The sequence below is a fragment of the Mesorhizobium sp. INR15 genome (assembly GCF_015500075.1).
GTDB lineage: Bacteria > Pseudomonadota > Alphaproteobacteria > Rhizobiales > Rhizobiaceae > Mesorhizobium.
In genome coordinates, this window is sequence record NZ_CP045496.1 from 4,168,662 (window position 1) to 4,191,061 (window position 22,400).

Genomic DNA, 22,400 nt, shown 5'->3' on the forward strand with positions numbered 1-22,400 from the left:
AAACGTCATGGGGCGGCGCTTTCGCGCGGCAGTTGACTTGTCCGGCGGAGTGATTATCTCGGCGGAAACTCCCTTCAGGTGACATATGACCAAGCTGACCATTATCGCCCATGACGGCACACATTTCGACATGGATGCCGAGAACGGCTCGACGGTCATGGAGAACGCGATCCGTAACTCCGTGCCGGGGATCGAGGCGGAATGCGGCGGCGCCTGCGCCTGCGCCACCTGCCACGTCTATGTCGACGAGGCATGGACGGCTGAAGTCGGCGAGCCGGAGGCGATGGAAGAGGATATGCTGGACTTCGCCTATGACGTTCAGCCGAACTCGCGCCTGTCCTGCCAGATCAAGGTGCGCGATGCGCTTGACGGCCTGATCGTGCGGGTGCCTGAACGCCAGGGATAAGCTTCCAGCCTTTGCCAGCTGATTTTTCCCGCTGCGGCTTGGCAGCGGAGCAATGGTCATGCACTGTCATCTGGTTTTCCGCTGCGCCGGGTTCCGTCTCGAACAGGCAAGGGCGCTGCGGAACTTAACTTGGCGTATGATCCTGGCGAAGATCGATCCCGGTTTTCGGCGCCATGTGCAGCGAGGCACATCGCATGACCGACGTCATCAAGACAGACGCGCTGATTGTCGGGGCAGGGCCGGTCGGCCTGTTTGCCGTGTTCGAGCTCGGTCTCTTCGACATGAAGTGCCACCTGCTCGACATCCTCGATCGGCCTGGCGGCCAATGCGCGGAGCTCTATCCGGAAAAGCCGATCTACGACATTCCCGGCTGGCCCTCGATTTCGGCGCAAGGCCTTGTCGACAAGTTGCTTGAGCAGATTGCACCGTTCAAGCCGGAGTTCACCTTCAACCGCATGGTTGCCGGCCTTGAAAAGCTCGGGGATGGCAGCTTTCGCGTTACCACGGACGAGAATGAGGTTTTTGAAGCCAAGGTGGTGGTGATCGCCGCCGGCGGTGGCTCTTTTCAGCCGAAGCGGCCACCGATTCCAGGCATCGAGCCCTATGAAGGCAAAAGCGTTTTCTACTCCGTCCGGCGCATGGAGGATTTCCGCGGTCATGATCTTGTCATTGTCGGCGGCGGCGATTCAGCACTCGACTGGACGCTGAACCTGCAGCCGATCGCCAAGAGCGTGACGCTGGTGCATCGGCGGCCCGAGTTCCGCGCCGCGCCTGACAGTGTCAACAAGATGTATGCCATGCAGGAGATGAAACAGCTGGAATTCCAGGTCGGGCAAGTCACCGGCCTGACCGGCGCGGACGGCCAGCTGGCATCGGCTGTCATCAAGGGACCGGACGGCGACATCGAGGTGCCCTGCACGCGCATGCTGCCGTTTTTCGGCCTGACCATGAAGCTGGGGCCGATCGCCGAATGGGGGCTCAACCTTCATGAAAACCTCATTCCGGTCGATACCGAGAAATTCCAGACATCGATCCCCGGCATTTTCGCCGTCGGCGACATCAACTGGTATCCTGGCAAGCTCAAGCTGATTCTGTCGGGCTTCCACGAGGTGGCTTTGATGTCGCAGGCAGCGAAGCGCATCATCAGCCCAGGCGAACGCATCGTCTTCCAGTACACGACCTCGTCGACCAGCTTGCAGAAGAAGCTCGGTGTCGCCGGCTGAGCTCTATTCGACAAGCGCGGCGGCCGTGTCCTCGCCGTGGCCGCGAAGCGCCTTTTCCGGCATCAGCGCAAGCGTGATCAGCGCCAGGAGCAGGATAGCCGCCGCCACGAGAAAGATCATCACGAAAGGAACGGCTGATACCACTTGGCCCGCGGCCTGCACGCCTTCGCCGGCCAGTGGCAGACCATAGCCTAGCGCGACGGCGCCAAGCATGGCAACGCCGAGCGCGCTGCCCAATGAGCGCAGGAAGGTCAGCACGCCAGTGGCGACGCCCAGATGCATGCGGTCGACGGCGTTCTGGACCGAGACGGTGGCGACCGGAAACGTGGTTCCGCTGCCGAGGCCAATGCAGACTGTCAGTATTTCGACAACCAGCAGCGAAGCATGTCCGGCAACGAGGCTGAGCAGGCCGAGGCAAAGGATGGAAAAGATCACTCCGACCATGGCAATCCGCTTGTAGTGCACAAAACGCGGTATCGTGCGCCCGCTGAAGGTCGCGCCGGCAACGGTGCCGAGCAGCAGGCCGAGCATGGCAATGCCGGATTCGCTGACCGAAAGCCCAATGATCGACTGCAGGTAAACCGGCAGGTAGACCGCAAGGCCGATATTGGCGGCTTGCAGCAGGAACATGGAAAGCGTGCCGGCAAGCACGATCGGGTTCTTGAGGACGTCGAGCGAGATCAACGGTTCGGCCGCGCGCAGGAGCCGTATGGCGAAGGCCGACCAGAAGACCGCCGAGGCGGCGAGCAATGCGAGAATTTCGCGCGACAGCCACGGATATTCGCTGCCGCCCCAGTTCAGCGCCAGCAGCAGCATCGCCGTTGCGACGACAAGCAACACCGCCCCCAGTCCGTCGATGCGGTGATTTTTCGCGGCAATGGGCAATTTCTTCAGCGGATTGTTGATGATCGCCATGGCCAGCAGGCCGAGCGGAATGTTGATCCAGAAGATCAGCGACCAATGCAGATGCTCGGCAAATGTGCCGCCAAGCAGAGGCCCGGCGATGCTGGCGACAGCCCAGGTGCCGGAAATCCAGGCGGCATAGCGCGCCCGTTCGCGCGGCGGCACAAGATCGCCGATCACGGTCTGTGTAAGTGCAAACAGCCCACCGCCGCCGGCGCCCTGGATCGCGCGGCCGAGCACGAGCACAAACATGTTGGGCGCCAGGGCGCTGACCAGCGATCCGGCAAGAAAGATCAGGATGGCCGCATAGATGGTGGGGCGGCGGCCGTAGACGTCCGAGATCTTGCCATATAGCGGCGCCATGGCGGTTGCGGTCAGGAGGTAGCCGGTGACGATCCATGGCAGATACTCGGCATGGCCAAGCAGCCGGCCCATCGTTGGCATGGCAGGCGCCACGATGGTCTGATCAAGCGCGGCCAGCAGCATCGACAGGAGAACGCCGCCAATGATGGCGTTCTTTTCGCTTTCCGTCAGCGGCGTGCCTGACGCCACCATCGTTTGCTTGTCGACCGTCTGATCCATGTTTTGTCCATATGCTTTCATGCGGCCAGCCCGGGCTGTTCAGCATTCGGGAATGTTGATCCACGCGGCCGCGCCTTGATCGTTCGAAACCCGCTATCGGCGGACGTGACATATGTCGCCCCGTATAGGCCGATTTCGACGGGTACTCGAAAGATTTCCCAAGCTGGCACTACGCTTCGCCGAAATTGGCTTTCGAGCGCATTCAGGCCGGCGGCAGCTGGCCGTTCTCGATGCGCTCCATGCGATAGCGCAGTAGCCGCAGGATACGGCTTTCGAAATTGACGCTCTCGACACGGTCGAACTGCACCTGGGCCCGATCGTGACTGGCAAGAACGGTGGCGGTGATTTCGGCGGCCTTGGCCTTGGCCGCATCGCAGGTCCTTTGCGGGTAACTGGCTTTCAGCGCATCCTCGAGTTCGCGGCCGTGGTTCTTGGCAATCTCGACATGGCGCTCCTCGTGGCGCTTGATGTCGGCGGACAGCGTATCCCAGAACAGCTTCACATCGGCATCGGCCTTGCGAGGGCGGCGCCACTCGGGAAGGATCACCTTCACCTTGACCGTCACTTTCGCGTCGGCAATCCGGCAGGTTCTTGCGGTTTGCGCATAGGAGATGCGGGTGGTGAACGCCATCTGGGTGGCGCCAGGGTGCCGCGTTCCCGTGCTTTTCACCTCGGGTCCGTGTTTCGATAGCTGGGTCTCGATATCTTCGAGTGTCCGGCCGCCGATGGCGAAGTAGCTATAGGTCTTGATGAGATTGGCCGCACCCGCCGGAAGAGCGGTCAAGCCAAGCATCAGTGCACAAAGCAGGGGTCGTTTCATCATTTTGCCTCTTCAGCCACCTTGCTTTACGGCCATTCCCGGCGCAACGGAATTCATCTTATTCGGATCACGCATGGTTGATAGGCAATGACGACAAAGCGATGGCAGCTGGCGCACGGACGCCACCTCGATCTCGGCAAAAAAGCGGTTGTCGTCGGCATTCTCAATATAACGCCGGACAGTTTTTCCGACGGCGGGCAGTTCGATGCCTTGGGGCGGGCGCTGGTTCAGGCGCACCGGATGGTAGAAGAGGGCGCCGCTGTCATCGATGTCGGCGGCGAGTCGACGCGGCCAGGGGCCTTGCCGGTTTCGGCGAGCGAGGAACAGGCGCGCGTCCTGCCTGTCATCGAGGCGCTCGCTGGTCCTGGCAATGTCCTGATCTCGATCGACACCTACCGTGAAAGCACCGCAAGGCTGGCTGTTTCGGCCGGCGCCCATATTGTCAATGATGTATGGGGCTTGCAGCGTGAGCCCGACATCGCGCGCGTGGCCGCCGAGACCGGCGCCGGATTGGTTATCATGCATACCGGGCGGGATCGCGAAAAGCTGCCCGACGTGATCGCCGACCAGTTTCTTTTCCTTGAGAAGTCACTGGAAGTCGCGCGGCAGAATGGCGTGGCGGACAGCCAGATCGTGCTCGATGCCGGCTTCGGCTTTGCCAAGGAAACGACGGAAGAAAATCTCGACTTGATGGCACGGTTTTCCGAACTGCATGCGCTTGGCTTTCCGCTGATGGCCGGAACATCGCGCAAACGCTTCATTGGTTCGGTTACCGGCCGGGAAGCGGCGGACAGAGCTGTCGGAACCGCGGCGACCAGCGTTATTCTGAGGCTCAAGGGCGCCGACCTGTTTCGCGTCCACGATGTCGCATTCAACGTGGACGCACTGGCGCTCGCGGATGCTATGCTGGTGCGAGAAACCGAGCGAGCAGGCAGCTAGCAATGTATGTAATCCGTATGAAGAACTGCGCCTTCTTTGCCCGGCACGGCGTGCTGGACGAGGAGGAAAGGCTTGGCCAGCGTTTCTATGTCGATGCCGCGCTGACAGTCGATCCGGGGCGAGCGCTTGTCGAGGATTCCATCGAGGACACCGTCAATTACGGTATCGCCTTCACCGTGATTGAAAAGATCATCACCGGGCAGCGGCGATTTCTGATCGAGGCCCTGGCGCTCGAAGTGGCGCGGGCTCTGACGGCGCGTTTTCCGCAGATCAAGAAGGCCGAGATCACGGTGCGCAAGCCCAATGCACCGGTGCCCGGGGTGCTCGATCATGTCGAGGTGACCGTTGTCTGGCCAGAATAGCTCGGTCTACCTCAGCCTCGGCGGCAATCTCGGCCATCCGGCGAAGTCGTTGGGCGCGGCATTGCGCATGCTGGATGCCGACGATGACACGCGTGTCACCGCCGTCTCTTCGCTCTATCGTACGCCGCCATGGGGCAAGCTTGACCAGCCGGATTTTCTGAATGCCGCCGCCGAGATTTCCACGGCGCTCGCGCCGCGGGCGCTGCTCGACCTCTGTCTCGACGCCGAGCGCAAGTTGAAGCGGGTCCGCGAAGAGCGCTGGGGGCCGCGCCTGATCGACATCGACATCCTGGTGTTCGGCGATCAGGTCATCCAGGAAACCGGGCTGGAGGTGCCGCATCCGCGCATGCTGGAACGCGCCTTCGTGCTGACGCCGCTGGCCGAGATCGCGCCGAGCCTTGTCGTCGGTGGCCGCAGCATGGCCGAGCGACTGACCGCCGTCGACACCGCGGGCATTGAACGGCTGTCGTCCGGCCGGGACTGGTGGCTGGTCTGACGCCTGGCGAGGTGACTGCGCAATCAGCCGGAGAAACCGCCACCGTCCAGAAATGCCTGTTCTTGCGGCGTGGTCATCCGGCCAAGCATCTGGTTCCGGTGTGGAAAGCGGCCGAAATTCTGGATGATGTCGCGGTGCTCAATCGCATATTTGAGATAGGCTTCGGTTCTCGCCTGCACCAGATCGACCGATGTGATCTGGTCGGCGAAAAGTTCTGAATGCTCGAACGGCAGATAGAGGAATACCCGGATATTTTCGTCGAGCTGCAGATCATGGCCGGCCGCGACCGCCTTTTCGGCGAAATGCTTGGCCAGTGGATCGGTGGCATACATGTGGCCGGTGCCGCGAAAGCAATTTCGCGGAAACTGGTCGAGCAGGATCATCAGGGCCAGTGACCCCTCCGCATGTTCCAGCCAGCTGTCGCACTCCCGCCCGGCGGCGGCAAAGTGCAGGTCCAGAAAGCGGGTGCGGAAGTCGGTGTCGAAGGCATCGTTCTTCTCAAACCATGCATTCTCCCCGGCGTCGCGCCAGAACTTGGTGACCGACAGGGCTCGCTTGTCCAATTTCATTCCTATTCCTTTATCTGCCTAGAGCGGTTCAGCGTTTGATAGAATCGCTGGCCCGCTCTAACTCCCTGTTTTCACGCAATTCCGGACGGAAAACCGCTGCGCACTTTTCCTGGAATTGCTCTAGTCTGCCGGTTCGGATTTATGCAGCACGCCGGCCGTCTCTTCGTTGAGCGCCTGGCCGGCGCGGCGCGGCTGGGTGAGCGGGGTCGGGATCGGCGTGCCGATATTGCCCTTGAGGAAGCGTTGTCCGGAGCGGATACCCTCGGCGAGCTGCGTTTCGAAGCGGGCAGTGTCGCGGCGCCGGACGTCCTCGATGACCTCGGCGACGTCTTCAGGATCGACGCCGAGTGATTCCAGAGCCGAGCCGCCAAAAACAAGGGCGGACTCGAAGGTCTCCCGCAACTGGAAGTCGACGCCGGCGCGAATGAGCTGCAACGCTGTGCCGCGATCGAAAGCCCGTGCCAGCACCGTGAGCAGAGGGAATTCGGCTTTTATCAGCTGGGCGATGCGCACGGCCACATCGGGCTTGTCGACGCAGATCAGCACGGCGCGGGCGCGGCCGGCGCCTGCCGCGTGCAGGATGTCCAACCGCGTGCCGTCGCCATAATAGACCTTGAAGCCGAAGTCGGCCGCCGCCTGAATCATTTCGACCTCATTGTCGATGATCGAGACGTCAATGCCGCGCAACAGCAGCGGCTGGCTGGCGATCTGGCCGAAGCGGCCAAAACCGATGATCAGCACGCTGCCGGTCAGACCCTCGGCGACATCGACGCCTTCGAGCGATTGCTCGTCACGCGGCGTGAGATAGCGTAACGCAATGATCGCCAGCGGTGTCAGCACCATGGAGATGATGACAATAGCGGTCAGGGTCGCATTGGCCTTGCCGTCGATGATGCCGACCGCTGCGGCGGCGGAATAGAGCACGAAGGCGAATTCCCCGCCTTGCGCCATGAAGACGGCGCGCTCAAGCGCCTCACGGTGTCCGGTTCTCAGGACGCGGGCGACGATGTAGATGCCAAGCGCTTTCATCACCATGTAGGCGACGACGTAGATGGCGATCAGCCGCCAGTTTTCGACCACGACATGCAGGTCGAGCGACATGCCGACCGCGAGGAAGAACAGGCCAAGCAGGATGCCGCGAAACGGCTCGATGTCAGCTTCCAGCTGGTGGCGGAAGGTCGATTCCGACAGAAGCACGCCGGCCAGGAATGCGCCCATCGCCATCGACAGGCCACTGAGCTGCATGGCGAGCGCCGAACCCAGAACGACGAGGAGTGCCGCTGCGGTCATCACCTCGCGGGCGCGGGCATCCGCCAGGATGCGGAAGAACGGATTGAGCAGGTAGCGCCCGGCCAGCACCAGGCCGACAATTGCCGCCAGGCCGATGCCGACCTCGGTCAGGCGCTCCGACACGCTGGTGTCGGCGCCGCCAGGCGCCAGGAACGCGATCAACGCCAGCAGCGGCACGATGGCGAGGTCTTCGAGCAGCAGGACGGACACTATGCGCTGGCCTTTTGGAGAGGCCATTTCCCCGCGCTCCTCAAGCAACTGCATGACGATCGCTGTCGATGTCAGCACGAAACCGGCGCCGGCAACGAAGGATTGGGCGATCGGGAAACCACCCGCTACGCCAACGCCGGTCAGCAAGACAGCGCAGACGCCGACCTGCAGTGCGCCAAGGCCAAAGATCTCACGGCGCAGGCCCCACAGCCGTGAAGGCTGCATTTCCAGTCCGATGATGAAGAGGAACATCACCACGCCGAGCTCGGCGACGTGAAGGATGGCTTCCGATTCGGAAAAGACGCCGAGGCTGAACGGACCAATCACCACGCCGGCGGCCAGATAACCAAGAATCGAGCCGAGGCCCATGCGTTTGAAGATGGGAACGGCGACAACGCCGGCCGCAAGCAGCGCCACTACCTGGACCAGATCGCTGCTCGATGCCTCTACCGCCATGCCTGCCGTTCCGCTCTTTTGAGGACCGCAGCACGTGCGGTCGGGGCTTCAGTGTCGGAGGCCCGTTGCGGACACTCCAAAAGACGCTGCTGTTTCTGATTTTGCGCATGATCTCAGACGAAAATCGATTCCGTTTTTCGGAGCCATGCGACAAGGGGCAAAGATAGGAGTTTCGATCGGGCCCGAACAGTACCAATCCTGGGCTCTAACTATGATGCAGCCTATGTTGCAGCCGCGTTACACAAGTTTACGCCGGGAGCGCGTTGCTTGTTGCCACAATCGAGGGCTAAGGACGCTTGGCTTCGGCCATTGAAGGGCGAGCGACGATCAAGTCGCGCCCTTTTGAGGAGATGACTGACATGAAGAAGTTTATGTTCGCTGCCGTCGGCCTGGCTCTGCTTGCCGGCTCGGCCTGTTCGAAGGCGCCTGAGTGCACGACCGAGATCGCGACCAAGAAGGCGCAGGACATGGCTGCGGCACTTCAGCAAGCAATCACCAAGGATCCGTCCAAGGCAGCTGACCTGACGGCCAAGGTGCAGGCGGTGACGGCCAAGTATCAGGGCTCCACGACGCCCGCCGACGCCTGCAAGGCCTATGACGAACTGACTGCCGCGATCAAGGGCTAACATCCGATTCGGCTGTTTTGAAGGGGCGGTGGCTGTTGGGCCGCCGCCTCTTTGCTTTTGACGGGATGGTTCTGCTCAGTTGGGCGTGATGGAGCCGACTTCGACGGCATCCACGCGCTTCAAGCTCATGCCGATCACCGGCACCAGTTGGTCCTGGACGCGCACCGCGATGGTCACGGTCATCGAATTGTCGTCGGGGATGCGGGCCTGCATGACGCCGCGCAACTGATTGCGGTTGATGGTGAAGACCACTTTGTGGGCATCGACGACGTTGCCGCCGATGATGTCGAGGCCGGCACCAGCGGAACCGCCCATGAAGCTGCCCCTGTAGCCTTCGCGGCCCTTGTGCTCGATCTTCGCCGACATTTGCTGCGTGAACACGCCGACCCTGCAGCCGCCATCCAGCGACATGCCGATCTTGCTGTCAGGCGTGGTGCCGGTAAAGCTGCAGTTGAATTTCGTGCCCTTGTACTTGCCGGCAACGATTTCGCCGGGACCAACCCATTTGCCCTCGGCGGACTGAAAGAACTGCTTGTCCGGTTCGGCGGCGAAGGCCTTTCCGGCGACGCCCGCTGTGGCGGTGAGCGCGACAGCCATGGGCAGGACGCTGGACAGAAATACGCTTTTCATCGACGACACCCGGCAACAAAGAGGCTGTTTGGAACCCTTCTGACCATGAACAAGATTGGTTAATGCTTCGTCACTTCCGGGCCGCCAAACAGCAATCCGGCAACAATCTGGAGTGGTCGAACAATGCCGCCTATTGGCCAGGCGCGTCGGTCTCGCTGTCTTTCCTTGCCGCGAAGGATGTCAGCGCGGAGAGGAAGTCGCCCAGACCCGGTCGCCTTGCCGCGCTGAAGGGCAGGGGCCTTGCCGTCTCCATCGCCGCGATGCCGATGCGTGCCGTCATCATGCCGTTGACAACGCCTTCGCCAAGCTTTGCCGAGAGGCGCGCGGCCAGGCCATGGCCGACAATCTGCTGGACGAAACTGTCGCCGATGGCGATCGAGCCGGTGACCGCCAGATGGGCCAGGACGCTGCGTGCCAGGCGGAAGAAGCCCAGCGTTCCAGGCCGGCCGCCATAGAGTTCCGACAGGCGGCGGATCAGCCTGCCGGCTTCGAACACGACATAGGCGACATCGACGAGCGCGCGTGGACTGACGGCAGTGACCAGCGATACGCGCTTGGCGGCTTCGAGAATCATGATCTTCGCACGTGCATCGAGCGGGCCGAGGATTTCGGCCTCGGCCAGCCGGACGAGATTGCCGCCATCGATGATTTCGCCGCGCAACTCCGCCAGCGCGCGCCGGCCTGCCGCCGTTTCCGGCTTGCCCGTTACAAAGGCCGAAAGCTCGTCGACCACGGCGCGTGCCGCCTTCGGATCGTCACGCGCCATGGCGTCGAGCGCCCGCTTTTGCAGCTTCTCGACTTCAGCGAGGCGAGCAATTGCCAGGAATTCACGGATCAGGATCACCACGAGCGCCAGCACAGCGATTGCGGCCATGCCGGCTGCCAGCCAACCCAGCCATTCGGCGCGTGCGAAGAGGTCGCGAATCAGCTGGTCGGTCCACAGTCCGACCGCGAGCGAAACCAGAACGCCAAAAGCGCCGAAAAAGATGCTGGCAAGCAGCGACCGTTTTCTGGGCGCAATGGCGGGCGGCGGCTGTGCTGCCACGACATCCGGCTCATCGAAGACGTCGACTTCCGACGCTATGACCATGGCGACATCAGTCTTGACCGCGCGGGGTTTTCGCAGCGTTTCGGCTTGAGTGTGGCGCGGCGGCGCATCGGCCTTTGATGTAGCTTCCGGTTCGATGCGGAATGCCGCCGGTTTGCGAGGCGCGGTCATGCCAGATGATCTCCGATCAGAAACTGCAAGGCGCGGTCCAGCCTGATATGCGGCAACGACAGCGTCACGCCTTCGGCGGTGCGTTCCAGCTTTGGCGGACGAAAGCGCACGAAGCGGATCGCCGGATCGGTGCCGTCCTGCCGGTGATCCGGTTCGGAAACATCGAAGACGGTGTCAATTTTCTCCGGCAAATCCCCGGGAAATATAGCGGTTTCGGTCTTTCCATCGAATGTTTCGCCATTGATCCTTTCACCGGCAAGCGGCGTGCCGATGATGACGGGCAATGTCTCGCGGCCTTGCTTGACCGTGCCTTCGCGGGTCGCGCGCACCGCCGCCATGGCGACCACATCGACATCGGCGCCGGTGAAGTTCGCCCTGGCTACGGCGCGGTCGGCCAGCCGCCGCACGATCGCTTGCAGCCGGTCATGACTTTCATGGTGCAGATGATCGGCCTTGGTGGCGGCGATCAGGATGCGGTCGATGCGCCTTGAGAACAGGTCGGTCAGGAAGCTGCCGCGGCCGGGGCGAAAGCAGGCAAGGATTTCGGTGACCGCGCGCTCGAGATCCGCCATGGCGGCTGGGCCAGCATTCAAGGCCTGCATGGCGTCGATGAGCACGATCTGGCGGTCGAGGCGCGTGATGTGCTCGCGGAAGAATGGTTTTATGACATGTGTCTTGTAAGCCTCGTAGCGCCGCTCCATCATGGCGTGCAGCGAGCCGGGACGAGCCCGTTTGTCGCCCAGGTTCGGCAAAGGTGCGAAGGTCAGCGCCGGCGAGCCTTCAAGGTCACCTGGCATCAGGAATCGGCCGGGCGGCAAGGTCGAAAGCGCTTTTTCATCGAGTTTGCAGGCCTTCAGATAGGCGGCGAAGCTCTCGGCAAGGCGGCGCGCCGTCATCTCATCGGCATCCGCATTCGGATCGATATCAGCTGATACGTCCCGCCAGGCCTGCGACAGGTCTTGGCGCACCGGCAAGGTGGCCATCTCGAAGGCCTCGCGTGAAAAATCGGCGAAGGACTTGCCGAGCAGGGGCAGATCGAGGAGCCACTCGCCGGGGTAGTCGACAATATCGAGCGACAATTTGCCTGATGAGAACATGCGGTTCCAGCCGGAAGCCGACTCGTATTCGATGGTCAGCCGCAACTCCGAGATGGCGCGGGTCGAATCCGGCCAGATACGGTCATTGACCAATGCCGCGACGTGATCCTCATACTGGAAGCGCGGCACCGCATCGTCGGGCTGTTCCTCAAGAAAGGCGCGGGCGATGCGTCCCGATTTCTGCGCTTCGAACAGCGGCAGGCGCCCGCCATGGATCAGATTGTGCACAAGGGCCGAGATGAACACGGTCTTTCCCGCACGCGACAATCCGGTCACGCCAAGGCGCAGCGATGGGGAAAAAAGCCCGCTGGCGCGGCCCGACAGCGTGTCGAGGGCAATCCTCGCCTCGTCGGTGAAAGTGGTCAGCGATAATGCCAAAATGTCTTCTCTCGGGCTGCGGTCCGTCCGATATAGGGTTTGGCGCCTGGGTTTGAAATGGCGTCAAAGATCGGCTGGGGTCAGGAAAGCTTCGAGATAGCCCGCGCCCTGGGCCGCATGTGCCAGATCGTCGTCGAAGCGGACGACTGCAAGTCCGGAGGTTGGGAAGCCGTGGTTCAGCATCGCCTTGGCTGTCTGTTCACCATCGCCTGAAATCGCCATGGCCAGATCTTCCGTCATCGGGTTGTGGCCGATGACCAGCAATGATCCGGTTCCGCCATTGTTGCGGATAGTGGCCAGATAGCCGGCGGCATCCTCGCTGTAGAGCGTGTCGAAGAACAGCACACGGCCAGTGTCCGTCTGGCCCGCCACACCCTCAAGGGTTTCCTTCGCGCGCTTTGCATTGGAGCAAAGAGTGAGGTCGGGAACATAGCCCCTGTCGCGCATGGCCGCGCCCATCATCTCGGCGTCGGTGCGGCCCGAGGCATCCAGCGGGCGATCAAAATCACGGATACCGGGCAGTGCCCATCCGGCCTTGGCATGCCTCAACAGATAAAGTCTGCTCACTGAACCTCCATTGGAGCCAAGCCGCCATTTCGGGATTAGCCACGAGAAAGCCCGTGCGCACAATGGCTCATGCCCGCCAAATCCACCGAATCATGTGCGAAGCGGACCAAGCCGTTGCGGTAAAAGGCGTCGCGTTGTGCTGACCCTCCGGACATTAACAATTGCGTGAGACGAAGGCCGATTGCGCTTGTGCAGGCGTTGAGCGGCGAATATATAGGCCCAAAATTTGGGGCAGTTTGGGTGAGTCGAATGAACGACATCGTTACCGCCGATTACGTACCCTCCGAAGACGAGCCGTTTATGAATGAACGGCAGAAATCATACTTCCGCCTGAAGCTCGTCACCTGGAAGAATGACATATTGCGCGAAGCGCGCGAAACGCTCGAAATCCTGCAGCAGGAAAACGCCAACCATCCCGATCTGGCTGATCGTGCATCGTCTGAAACCGACCGCGCCATCGAACTGCGCGCCCGTGATCGTCAGCGCAAGCTCATTTCCAAGATCGATTCGGCGCTGCAGCGCATCGACGAAGGCACTTACGGCTATTGCGAGGAAACCGGTGAGCCGATCGCGTTGAAGCGGCTTGACGCACGTCCGATCGCGACCTTGTCGATCGAAGCGCAAGAGCGCCACGAACGCCGCGAAAAAGTCTATCGCGACGACTGACGCAAACGAACATCTTTGTTGATTTTGAAATGGCCGGTTTTTCCGGCCATTTTCTTTTGGAACACCATATTTTCTTGCGGGAAGGTCCCGGCCCTTCGAGCCTATACGTCGCTCGCTGCTATCTCTTCTGGCTCGAGAGTTCGCCCAGCAGCTTGGTCATTTCGTCGTCCAGTGACGGCGGTGCCTTTGGCGCAGGCTTGCTCACGGGGCTTGCCGCGCGCGGCTGTTCGAAGGAGACTTCCAGCTCCTTCATCAGCGTATCATCGATGGAATCCTGCCTTGCCGGCGGCGGAGGCGCATGGCGAACGACGTTGGCGTTCGCGGATCCATAGGCGGGCAATGGGGTAACGTTCGTTGACTGGTAGCTCTGTGTTGCCGGTTTTGGTGCCGGCGCGGGCGCGGATGTCACCTGACGGGGGCGAGCAGGGGGCGGCGCCGCATTCACAGGCTGTGGAGCAGGTGCTTGTCTCGCCGGGGCGGCAGCCGGAGCCTGAGGCGGCCGCGGCTTTGGCGCGGGAACTGGTTGCAGGCCGCTGTCGCCGGTCAGGGCCGGGCGGCGTGACGCTGAAAGCCTGATGTCGCGTTCGACGACCACGTCGGTCGGTCCGCCAATCAAAATCAGGTGCTCGATGTCGTCGCGGCGCACCAGCACCAGCCGGCGATGGCTGTCGACGGCGGTCGCGTCCATGACTGCCAGCCGCGTCTTGCGGTTCCTGCCGCCGGCGACAAAGGTTCCAAATGTCAGATTGCGGACAAGCTTGATGATGACGAGAACGATGACCAGCAGGACAAGCGCTGCAAACGTCCACAGCAGCGCCGCAGCATATCCGGGACCCGCCACGCTATCCAGCCATTGCATTTGTGCCCCCTGACGCGCCCTTTGAAGAGAGGCGACACTAGACCGTTGCGGCGGGCTACCGCAAGTTGCCATCACGCTTCATGAACAGCTTGAAACCCCCTGACTGAAACAACATCATTTTTAATGGTCATTTGCCGCCTAGGCCTTTTCCGGACTAGGAGAATGTGATTCAACCGGTCCGGGGCAGGTGTCGGAACACCGGAATTCACGAGCAGGGGGCACATGGCCAAGGAAACGCGCGGCGATTTCTACCCAGTACCTATCGTCGACCAGAATACGCGACCTGGAGCGGTTGCCCGGCTCATCATCTTCATCGTCGTCCTGACAGGCGCGGCCATTGTTTTCGGCCTGTTTCGTGAGCGCCTCGGCGATCCGTTCCTGCTTGGAATGCTCGGCGTCCTGGCCATGATCGGCGTTGGCTTCCTGTTTGCCACGGCGATCGGTTTCGTGCAGGTCGCGCCACGCTCTACCGGCGACGAATTGTCAAAGGCGTTCGTTGATTCGATGTCGCAGGGGCTTCTCGTCACGGACACCAAGGGCCGTGTCATCTACGCCAATCGGGCTTATGCCGAGATGACGGGGGCCGCGACGGCGACTGATCTGAAAACGGTCGAGGGGCTGCTTTCCGACGTTCCCGAGGCTTCGGTGACCATTTACCGGCTGGCGTCGGGTTTGCGCGACGGCCAGCCGGGCGACGGCGAGTTCCGGCTCGCGCAATCGATACGGCCCGGCGCCGAGCCAGGCGCCCGCTGGTATCGGGCGCGCGCCCGCGCCTTCAATATTCCCGGGCAGCGACTGCCCATGCTTGCCTGGCAGCTTGCCGACATCTCGCAGGAGCGGGCCGAGCAGGAACGGTTCTTTCTTGATCTGCAAAAGGCCATCGACCATCTCGACCACGCGCCGGCCGGGTTCTTCTCCGCCGACCAGGAAGGCCGCGTCACCTATATCAATGCGACACTCGCGGAATGGCTGGGCATCGACCTTGCCAGTTTCACGCCCGGTGCGGTCGCGCTGCCGGACATCGTTGCCGGCGACGGCATGGCGCTGGTACGTTCTGTCAAGGCCGACCCCGGCACGACGCGCAACGCGGTCATCGATCTCGACCTGACAAAGATGACCGGCGAGGCACTGCCGGTACGCTTCATGCACCGCGTTTCGGCCAGCCGCGAAGGGCTCAACGGCCCGACGCGCACGATCGTGCTGAACCGGACCCAGGGCGAAGACGCTTCCGCCGATCTGCGCGCTTCGGAAGTGCGCTTCACCCGCTTCTTCAATTCGACGCCGATGGCGATTGCCGGCGTTGACCATGAAGGCCGCATTCTGCGCACCAATGCGCCGTTCCTGTCGCTGTTCTCTTCCGTCGTGGATAGGGATGCCGTCGATCGCCGCGTGCGGCTCGACACAGTCATCCACGACCGCGACCGGCCGGCCTTTGCCGCTGCTTTCGAAAAGGCACGGCAACGGCAGGCCGATATCGAGCCGATCGACACGCTGCTGCCCGGCAATGACGAGCGGCACATACGCTTCTACGTCAATGCGGTCGCCGATGGCACCGGCGGCGAAGGCGCTGAAGAGTCGGCCATTGTCTATGCCGTCGAGACAACCGAGCAGAAGGCTCTCGAGGGGCAGATGGCGCAGAGCCAGAAGATGCAGGCAGTCGGCCAGCTTGCAGGCGGCATTGCGCATGACTTTAACAATGTGCTGACCGCCATCATCATGGCGTCGGACCTGCTGTTGACCAATCACCGCCCGTCGGATCCGTCTTTCCCGGACATCATGAACATCAAGCAGAACGCCAATCGGGCGGCTTCGCTGGTGCGGCAGTTGCTGGCCTTCTCGCGCAAGCAGACGCTGCGGCCCGAAGTGCTCAACCTGACCGATGTGCTCGCCGATATCAGAATGCTGCTGGCTCGCCTTGTCGGCAACGATATCAAATTGAAAGTCGACCATGGCCGCGACCTGTGGCCGGTCAAGGTCGATATCGGCCAGTTCGAACAGGTCGTGGTCAATCTGGCGGTCAATGCACGCGATGCGATGCCGTCGGGGGGCGATCTCACTGTGCGCACCCGCAACGTGACGGCGGAAGAGTGCAAGACCTTCTCCTATCGCGAATTGACCCCGGCCGACTATGTCGTGGTCGAAGTCGAGGATACGGGCAGCGGCATCACGCCCGAGGTGCTGAAGAAGATCTTCGAGCCCTTCTTCACCACCAAGGAAGTCGGCAAGGGCACCGGCCTTGGCCTTTCCATGGTCTACGGCATTATCAAGCAGACCGGCGGCTTCATCTTCTGCGATTCCGAAGTCGGCAAAGGCACGGTTTTCCGCATCTTCCTGCCTCGCCACATCGCGGAAGCGAAAAAGGCCGGCGAACCCGGCGAAATGCCCGCGGTGCCGGCCAAGGTCGCCGATGTGGCCAAGGATCTGTCGGGATCGGCGACGGTCCTGCTCGTCGAGGACGAGGATGCGGTGCGCATGGGCGGCATGCGGGCGCTGACCTCGCGTGGCTATACCGTGCATGAAGCGTCGTCGGGCGTCGAGGCGCTGGAAGTGTTCGAGGCTTTGGGCGGCAAGGTGGACATCGTCGTCTCCGACGTGGTGATGCCCGAAATGGACGGCCCGACGCTGCTAGGTGAATTGCGCAAACGGCAGCCGGATATCAAGTTCGTCTTCGTGTCCGGTTATGCCGAAGACGCATTCGCCAGAAACCTGCCGGCGGATGCGCATTTCGGCTTCCTGCCGAAACCGTTCTCGCTCAAGCAGCTGGCAACGATCGTCAAGGATGTGCTGGAGTCTTAGGGCGGCTCATCTTTTTTTGACGCAATTCCGGACGGAAAGCAGTTTCACACTTTCCCGGAATCGCTTTGGATGCCGGTTCAGGCCGCCGCCCGCTGTTTTGGCACGGCCGGTTCTTCCATGCCCGGCCGATGGCCGCGCAGATAGAGCGCGCAAGTTGTGCGCAGCATGGAGGCGAAGTTCGGGATCGCGCCGTTGATCTCGATGGCTTCATCATAAAGCTTCGAGATGAATTTTGGTGTCGTCAGGTTCTGGTTGTCGGCGATTTCATCCAGCAATTCCCAGAAGGTCGCTTCCAGCTGGATGCTGGTCGAATGTCCGTCAATGCGGATCGACCGGTTGATCTGGCGATAGCCTTCGGGGTCCTGGCCCGCAAACACCCTGCACATCCGGCAAACCTCCTATGCTTGTTGGTCTTGGGCGGCAGGCCCGTGGACGCCGCGAGACCCACTTCCAGAAATTACTTTCCGGTAAAAAGGCCGGAACGGCAATCGGACTTTCGTCCCTATCCGGATCAGCGGAATTTCAGTCTTCGCGCACGTGGTAACCGGCTGCCACCACCTTTTGCCCGAGCCGCCCATAATCACTCCCGTCCAGCACGGCGGAGACTGATTTGGCAAAGGCGATCCATTCGATGATCCGGGTTCTCGACGAGACCCGATCCGTCCGTTTCTATCAAGCTGCATTCGGGCTCGAAATCGCCGACAGGCTGGACTTCGACACATTCACGCTCATCTATCTCAGCAATGCCGAGACCGGGTTCGAACTCGAACTGACCGTCAACAAGGACCGGCAGGAGCCCTATGCGGTCGGTGACGGCTATGGCCACCTCGCGGTGTCGGTCATCGATCTTGACGGTGAGCATGATCGCCTCGGCGCGCTTGGCCTCAACCCCAGGAAGATTGTCGAGTTCAACCGCGACGGAACGTTGATCGCCCGCTTCTTCTTCATCGAGGACCCCGACGGCTACAAGATCGAGGTCCTGCAACGGGGAGGACGGTTTCAATAGGAGGCATCGCAACCGCGCCGCCAGGCGCGGTGCCAGCAAGGGCGTTCGTCAGGGCGCAAATAGCAAGCAGGGAGGAATATATGGTCACGATCTATGACAGGAAGCCGATCCAAGACAGGAAGCCGATCCATGACAGGAAGCCTGGGCTCTCGCGCCGCGAACTTCTCAGACGCGGTGGCATCGGCGCATTGCTCGTCATCTCCGGCAGTGCGGTCATCAGCCCGGAACACGCCTGGGGCCTCGAAGCCTCCGCACTCAAACCGGAAACAATGGCGACGCTGATCCAGATGGCGCGCGACATCTACCCGCACGATCAGGTCCCCGACAAATATTATGCGATCGCGGTCAAGGGCCATGACGATAAGGCCGGCAAGGACGCCGCCTACAAGACCATGATCGAAGAGGGCATCGCCGATCTCGACAAGAAGTCGGGCGAGACGGGGTATCGGGGTCTCGGCTGGGAGGACCAGCGTGTCGCGGTGCTCAAGCAGATCGAGCAGGCGCCCTTCTTCCAGGCGATCCGGGGCGGACTGGTCGTCGGCCTCTACAACCAGAAAGAGGTCTGGCCGATCTTCGGCTACGAGGGCGAAGCCTATTCCAAGGGCGGCTACATCGCGCGCGGTTTCGACGACATCGAATGGCTTTGAGCTGCTTCGTCGCGACAACCCACACAACGGAAATCATGGGAGGAAACCATGGCAGCACCATTTGATCTGAAAAACGATGGCGTGGTCGTCATCATCGGCTCGGGCGCCGGCGGCGGCACGCTTGGCAATGAACTCGCCCAGAAGGGCATCGACGTCGTCATCCTGGAAGCCGGCGCACGTCACGAATTCGAGGATTTCATCAACGACGAGTGGGATTCGTTCTCCCAGCTTGCCTGGACGGACAAGCGCACCACGTCGGGCGACTGGCGGGTGGCCAAGGACTTTCCCAATCTACCGGCCTGGATCGTCAAGTCGGTCGGCGGTTCGACCACACACTGGGCGGGCGCCTCGCTGCGCATACAGGAGCACGAATTCAAGACGCTGACCAACTACGGCAAGCTTGAAGGCGCCAACCTGCTCGACTGGCCAATCACTCTGGCCGACCTTGAGCCTTACTATGCCAAGGCCGAAGACAAGATGGGGGTGACGCGCACCAACAACATTCCCGGTCTGCCCGGCAACAATAATTTCAAGGTGATGAAGGCCGGTGCCGACAAGCTCGGCTACAAGGAATGCCATACCGGCCGGATGGCGATCAATTCCGAACCGCGCGACGACCGCAACTCCTGCCAGCAGACCGGGTTCTGCTTCCAGGGCTGCAAATGGGGCGCCAAATGGTCGACGCTCTACACCGAAATCCCGAAGGGCGAGGCGACCGGACATCTCGAAGTCCGCCCGAACGCCATGGTGATCAAGATCAACCATGATGATTCAGGCAAGGTGACCGGCGTCGTTTATGCCGACAAGGACGGCAAACTGCAGGAGCAGAAAGCCCGCATCGTCGCCGTTGCCGGCAACTCGATCGAGAGCCCGCGGCTGTTGCTGAACTCAGCCTCATCCAAGTTCCCGGATGGTCTGGCGAATTCGTCGGGGCAGGTGGGCAAGAACTACATGCGCCACACCACCGGCTCGGTCTATGCGATCTTCGACAAGCCGGTGCACATGTATCGCGGCACCACCATGGCCGGCATCATCCGCGATGAGGCACGGCACGACCCGTCACGCGGCTTCGTTGGCGGCTATGAATTCGAGACGCTGTCGCTTGGCCTGCCATTCATGGCCGCCTTCCTTGATCCGGGCGGCTGGGGCCGGTCCTTCACCACCGCCCTCGACCATTACGATCATATGGCAGGCTTGTGGATTGTGGGTGAAGACATGCCGCGCGAGGAAAACCGCATCACGCTGCATGCCGACATGAAGGATGACCACGGCATGCCGATCGCTGATGTGCATTTCGACGATCATCCCAACGACACCGCCATGCGCAACCATGCCTACAAGCAAGGCCAGGCACTCTATGCCGCCGTCGGCGCAACCCGGACCTTCCCGACGCCGCCTTATCCCTCGACGCACAATCTCGGCACCAACCGGATGAGCGAGAAGGCATCCGATGGCGTCGTCAACAAGCATGGCCAGGCGCATGACATCAAGAACCTGTTCGTGTCTGACGGCAGCCAGTTCACCACGGGTGCTGCTGAAAATCCGACACTGACGATCGTGTCGCTGGCGATCCGACAGGCCGACTACATCGCCGAACAGATGTCGGCGAAGACCATCTAGCGTCCTCCCGGACTGCTGTGCGGAGCGCTCAGGCGCTCCGCACTTTTCTTAACATGGAGCTATGCCCCGACCGGTAGACCGTCCTTGCGGCGGATGGCGACAACCGAAGGGCGTGGCAGTTGACCGTCCTTGAAGTCGGGCCACAGCGTCTGCGCCTTGTCGAGTGTCTCGGCGTCCTCGGCTGGATGCTGGACCGAGAGGAACAGCGTCGTGCCATCGGGCGTGAAGCAGGGTCCGGTTGCCTCGGCACCATGCGGGCAGGTGAACAGAAGCTTCGGCAGGCCGCGCGCCGCGCCTTCCGTGTCGACGCCATAGACGCCGTCCGGCAGGCCGAAGTCGTTGGCGCCGTCGGTCGCCACCCAGAGCCGGCCAGCCGGATCGAAGGTGATGTTGTCGGGGCAGACAAACCAGCCGTTTTCCGACGTGTCCGGATGGAAAGTGGCGCCAACGGCCGCGTCCTTGGGGTTGCCGCAGAGCACGAACAGGTCCCACGCGTATTTCTCCGCGGTGTGGTCGGCATCGGCACCACGGCCGCCGGGCGGGATCAGCTCGACAATATGGCCCCAGAGGTTTTCGGGACGTGTGTTGGCCGGGTTGACCTTCGACTGGTCACGCTTCTTGTTCTTGGTCATCACCGCGTAGACGCGGCCGGTCACCGGATTGGTCTCGATGTCCTCGGGACGATCCATCGGCGTTGCACCGAGCGCGTCGGCCGCGAAACGCGTCTTCAGCAGCACTTCCGCCTGGTCGGCAAAGCCGTTCTCGGCGGTGAGTTTGCCCTGGCCGTGAACCAGCGGCAGCCATGTCATGGAACCGTTGGCGTCATAGCGGGCAACGGACAACACGCCATCGTCCAGCAGATCCTTGGCCGAAGCCGGATTGGCCGGATCGTAGGCCTTGGCCGAGACGAAACGGTACATGTATTCGAAATAGTCGTCGTCGCCCATGTAGACGACGACCCGGCCATCCTTGTTGAGGACCACCGTGGATGCCTCGTGCGACATGCGGCCGAGCGCGGTGCGCTTCACCGGCTTGGAACTGGGGTCATAGGGGTCGATCTCGACCACCCAGTCGAACCGGTTGGCCTCGTTCGGTTCCTTGTCGAGATTGAAGCGGTCGTGGAAGCGGCCACGGCCATAGATGTCGCCGCCATCGAAGCCATAGCGGCCGAGGAGATCGGCGGTTGGTGCTTTCTTCGGGTCGCCGCCGAAAAGATCGGACACGCCTTCCTCGCAGGTCAGCACAGTGCCCCAGGGCGTAAAGCCTCCGCTGCAATTGTAACTTGTGCCGAGCACTTTCGTGCCGGTTGCGTCAGCCGAGGTTTTCATCAGGGCGTGACCCGCGACAGGACCGGATACGGTCATCTCGGTGTTGGCGGTGATGCGGCGGTTGAGCGGGCTGTCCTCGACCATCGACCACTTGCCGTCCGTCAAAAGCACTTCGACGATCGAATGGCCCATGGCGGCCATGCCGAGATCCACCTGTTCCTTACTCATCACCTTGCCTGCGCCGTCCTCGGTCATGCCGGGGAACATGACGTTGGGCGAAATATACTCGTTGTTGACGCAGAGCAGGCCGTGGTCGGAATTCACGGTGCCTTTCGGCAGCGGCAGAAAGGCGATGTAGTCGCAGTTGTAGCCAAAACGCTTTTCCTGCTCGTCGGCAGTGACGGCGTTGCCATTGAAATCCGGCAGGCCGGCAACGAGCGGGTCGCCCCAGCGCGCCACAACAGTCGTTTCATAGCCCTCGGCGGCGGCGTGCGTCTTGTCGTAGACGCGCTTCAATTCGGGAAAGCCGAGCGTCGAAAGAGCGGCCGCGACATGGGTCTCGCCAGCGAACAGCGAACCAACGAAGCTGCCGCCGGCGATCAGGGCGCCAGAAGCAAGGCTGCCCTTCAGGAGAGTCCGGCGCGATACGCGCTCGGCGATGACGTCGCGAATGACAGGGGAGGATGAAGACGGGGTGTTGGCCATTTTTGTCTGCCTCTCAGGGTGGATGGTGACGGCGCACCGCTGCCCTAGTCTGCTTTGGCA

General features: G+C 61.8%; 22 protein-coding genes. 11 read left to right on the forward strand and 11 right to left on the reverse strand.

From position 1 onward, the window contains the following. Window positions 1-85 precede the first annotated feature (85 nt). Entirely contained in the window at window positions 86-406 is a 321-nt protein-coding gene (locus tag GA829_RS20220; protein ID WP_195174449.1) for a 2Fe-2S iron-sulfur cluster-binding protein, read from the forward strand. 194 nt (window positions 407-600) lie between these two features. Continuing rightward, window positions 601-1,629, forward strand: a complete 1,029-nt coding sequence (locus GA829_RS20225) for an NAD(P)/FAD-dependent oxidoreductase (RefSeq protein ID WP_195174450.1) — start codon at window positions 601-603, stop codon at window positions 1,627-1,629. A 3-nt stretch (window positions 1,630-1,632) separates the two neighbouring features. On the opposite strand, the gene GA829_RS20230 is transcribed toward GA829_RS20225, so the two are convergent. Continuing rightward, a complete protein-coding gene (locus GA829_RS20230) occupies window positions 1,633-3,114 on the reverse strand; it encodes an MDR family MFS transporter (RefSeq protein ID WP_195174451.1) in 1,482 nt (493 codons plus the stop codon). 202 nt (window positions 3,115-3,316) lie between these two features. Next, window positions 3,317-3,937 (reverse strand): DUF922 domain-containing Zn-dependent protease, encoded by a 621-nt coding sequence (locus tag GA829_RS20235; protein ID WP_195174452.1) that lies wholly within the window; start codon window positions 3,935-3,937, stop codon window positions 3,317-3,319. An 84-nt stretch (window positions 3,938-4,021) separates the two neighbouring features. On the opposite strand from GA829_RS20235, the gene folP reads away from it, so the two are divergent. Genes folP through folK form a run of 3 tightly spaced genes read left to right on the forward strand, consistent with a single transcriptional unit; the run spans window position 4,022 to window position 5,731 of the window. Next, the gene (folP, locus tag GA829_RS20240; protein ID WP_195174453.1) at window positions 4,022-4,873 is read left to right on the forward strand and encodes a dihydropteroate synthase; all 852 of its coding nucleotides are present in this window, start codon (window positions 4,022-4,024) and stop codon (window positions 4,871-4,873) included. Window positions 4,874-4,875: 2 nt separating this feature from the next. Continuing rightward, on the forward strand, window positions 4,876-5,235 hold the full coding sequence (gene folB / locus GA829_RS20245; protein ID WP_195174454.1) for a dihydroneopterin aldolase: 360 nt from the start codon (window positions 4,876-4,878) through the stop codon (window positions 5,233-5,235). Next, window positions 5,219-5,731: a 2-amino-4-hydroxy-6-hydroxymethyldihydropteridine diphosphokinase gene (gene folK, locus GA829_RS20250; protein WP_195174455.1), complete on the forward strand. Its 513-nt coding sequence runs from the start codon at window positions 5,219-5,221 to the stop codon at window positions 5,729-5,731. The genes folB and folK overlap by 17 nt, the downstream gene beginning before the upstream one ends. Window positions 5,732-5,754: 23 nt before the next feature. Here the strand turns inward: folK and GA829_RS20255 are convergent, their stop codons facing one another. Continuing rightward, window positions 5,755-6,300, reverse strand: a complete 546-nt coding sequence (locus tag GA829_RS20255) for a DUF924 family protein (RefSeq protein WP_195174456.1) — start codon at window positions 6,298-6,300, stop codon at window positions 5,755-5,757. Window positions 6,301-6,420: 120 nt separating this feature from the next. After that, window positions 6,421-8,256, reverse strand: a complete 1,836-nt coding sequence (locus tag GA829_RS20260; protein ID WP_195174457.1) for a monovalent cation:proton antiporter-2 (CPA2) family protein — start codon at window positions 8,254-8,256, stop codon at window positions 6,421-6,423. Between the two features lie 359 nt (window positions 8,257-8,615). Here GA829_RS20260 and GA829_RS20265 point away from each other — a divergent pair, with 359 nt between their 5' ends. Then, entirely contained in the window at window positions 8,616-8,882 is a 267-nt protein-coding gene (locus GA829_RS20265; protein ID WP_195174458.1) for a hypothetical protein, read from the forward strand. 75 nt (window positions 8,883-8,957) lie between these two features. Here the strand turns inward: GA829_RS20265 and GA829_RS20270 are convergent, their stop codons facing one another. From GA829_RS20270 to GA829_RS20285, 4 genes are all read right to left on the reverse strand, one after another. After that, window positions 8,958-9,512 carry a hypothetical protein gene (locus tag GA829_RS20270; RefSeq protein ID WP_195174459.1) on the reverse strand — a complete coding sequence of 185 codons (555 nt, stop codon included), beginning with the start codon at window positions 9,510-9,512 and terminating at the stop codon, window positions 8,958-8,960. A gap of 130 nt (window positions 9,513-9,642) precedes the next feature. Then, complete coding sequence (locus GA829_RS20275; RefSeq protein ID WP_195174460.1) at window positions 9,643-10,731, reverse strand: YcjF family protein; 1,089 nt, start codon at window positions 10,729-10,731, stop codon at window positions 9,643-9,645. Beyond that, window positions 10,728-12,206, reverse strand: coding sequence for a YcjX family GTP-binding protein (locus GA829_RS20280; RefSeq protein WP_195174461.1), 1,479 nt, complete (start codon window positions 12,204-12,206; stop codon window positions 10,728-10,730). Before GA829_RS20280 ends, GA829_RS20275 begins: the two co-directional genes overlap by 4 nt. Before the next feature lie 63 nt (window positions 12,207-12,269). Beyond that, window positions 12,270-12,773: a SixA phosphatase family protein gene (locus GA829_RS20285; protein ID WP_195174462.1), complete on the reverse strand. Its 504-nt coding sequence runs from the start codon at window positions 12,771-12,773 to the stop codon at window positions 12,270-12,272. Between the two features lie 249 nt (window positions 12,774-13,022). On the opposite strand from GA829_RS20285, the gene dksA reads away from it, so the two are divergent. Next, a complete protein-coding gene (gene dksA / locus GA829_RS20290) occupies window positions 13,023-13,439 on the forward strand; it encodes an RNA polymerase-binding protein DksA (RefSeq protein ID WP_006202025.1) in 417 nt (138 codons plus the stop codon). A gap of 118 nt (window positions 13,440-13,557) precedes the next feature. Here dksA and GA829_RS20295 read toward each other — a convergent pair whose 3' ends face one another. Then, window positions 13,558-14,298, reverse strand: a complete 741-nt coding sequence (locus GA829_RS20295) for a flagellar biosynthetic protein FliO (protein WP_195174463.1) — start codon at window positions 14,296-14,298, stop codon at window positions 13,558-13,560. 222 nt (window positions 14,299-14,520) lie between these two features. On the opposite strand from GA829_RS20295, the gene cckA reads away from it, so the two are divergent. After that, window positions 14,521-17,094 (forward strand): cell cycle histidine kinase CckA, encoded by a 2,574-nt coding sequence (gene cckA / locus GA829_RS20300; RefSeq protein ID WP_195174464.1) that lies wholly within the window; start codon window positions 14,521-14,523, stop codon window positions 17,092-17,094. A 77-nt stretch (window positions 17,095-17,171) separates the two neighbouring features. On the opposite strand, the gene GA829_RS20305 is transcribed toward cckA, so the two are convergent. Continuing rightward, window positions 17,172-17,480, reverse strand: coding sequence for a ribbon-helix-helix domain-containing protein (locus GA829_RS20305; protein ID WP_195174465.1), 309 nt, complete (start codon window positions 17,478-17,480; stop codon window positions 17,172-17,174). Between the two features lie 224 nt (window positions 17,481-17,704). Between GA829_RS20305 and GA829_RS20310 the strand changes: the two genes are divergently transcribed. The 3 genes from GA829_RS20310 to GA829_RS20320 all read left to right on the forward strand — a co-directional run bounded on the left by GA829_RS20310 (window position 17,705) and on the right by GA829_RS20320 (window position 20,367). Next, window positions 17,705-18,100, forward strand: coding sequence for a VOC family protein (locus tag GA829_RS20310; RefSeq protein WP_195174466.1), 396 nt, complete (start codon window positions 17,705-17,707; stop codon window positions 18,098-18,100). Window positions 18,101-18,180: 80 nt separating this feature from the next. Continuing rightward, window positions 18,181-18,747, forward strand: a complete 567-nt coding sequence (locus GA829_RS20315; protein ID WP_195174467.1) for a gluconate 2-dehydrogenase subunit 3 family protein — start codon at window positions 18,181-18,183, stop codon at window positions 18,745-18,747. A 48-nt stretch (window positions 18,748-18,795) separates the two neighbouring features. After that, a complete protein-coding gene (locus GA829_RS20320) occupies window positions 18,796-20,367 on the forward strand; it encodes a GMC family oxidoreductase (protein ID WP_195174468.1) in 1,572 nt (523 codons plus the stop codon). 59 nt (window positions 20,368-20,426) lie between these two features. Here GA829_RS20320 and GA829_RS20325 read toward each other — a convergent pair whose 3' ends face one another. Then, a complete protein-coding gene (locus GA829_RS20325; protein WP_195174469.1) occupies window positions 20,427-22,340 on the reverse strand; it encodes a PhoX family protein in 1,914 nt (637 codons plus the stop codon). Window positions 22,341-22,400: the final 60 nt, after the last annotated feature.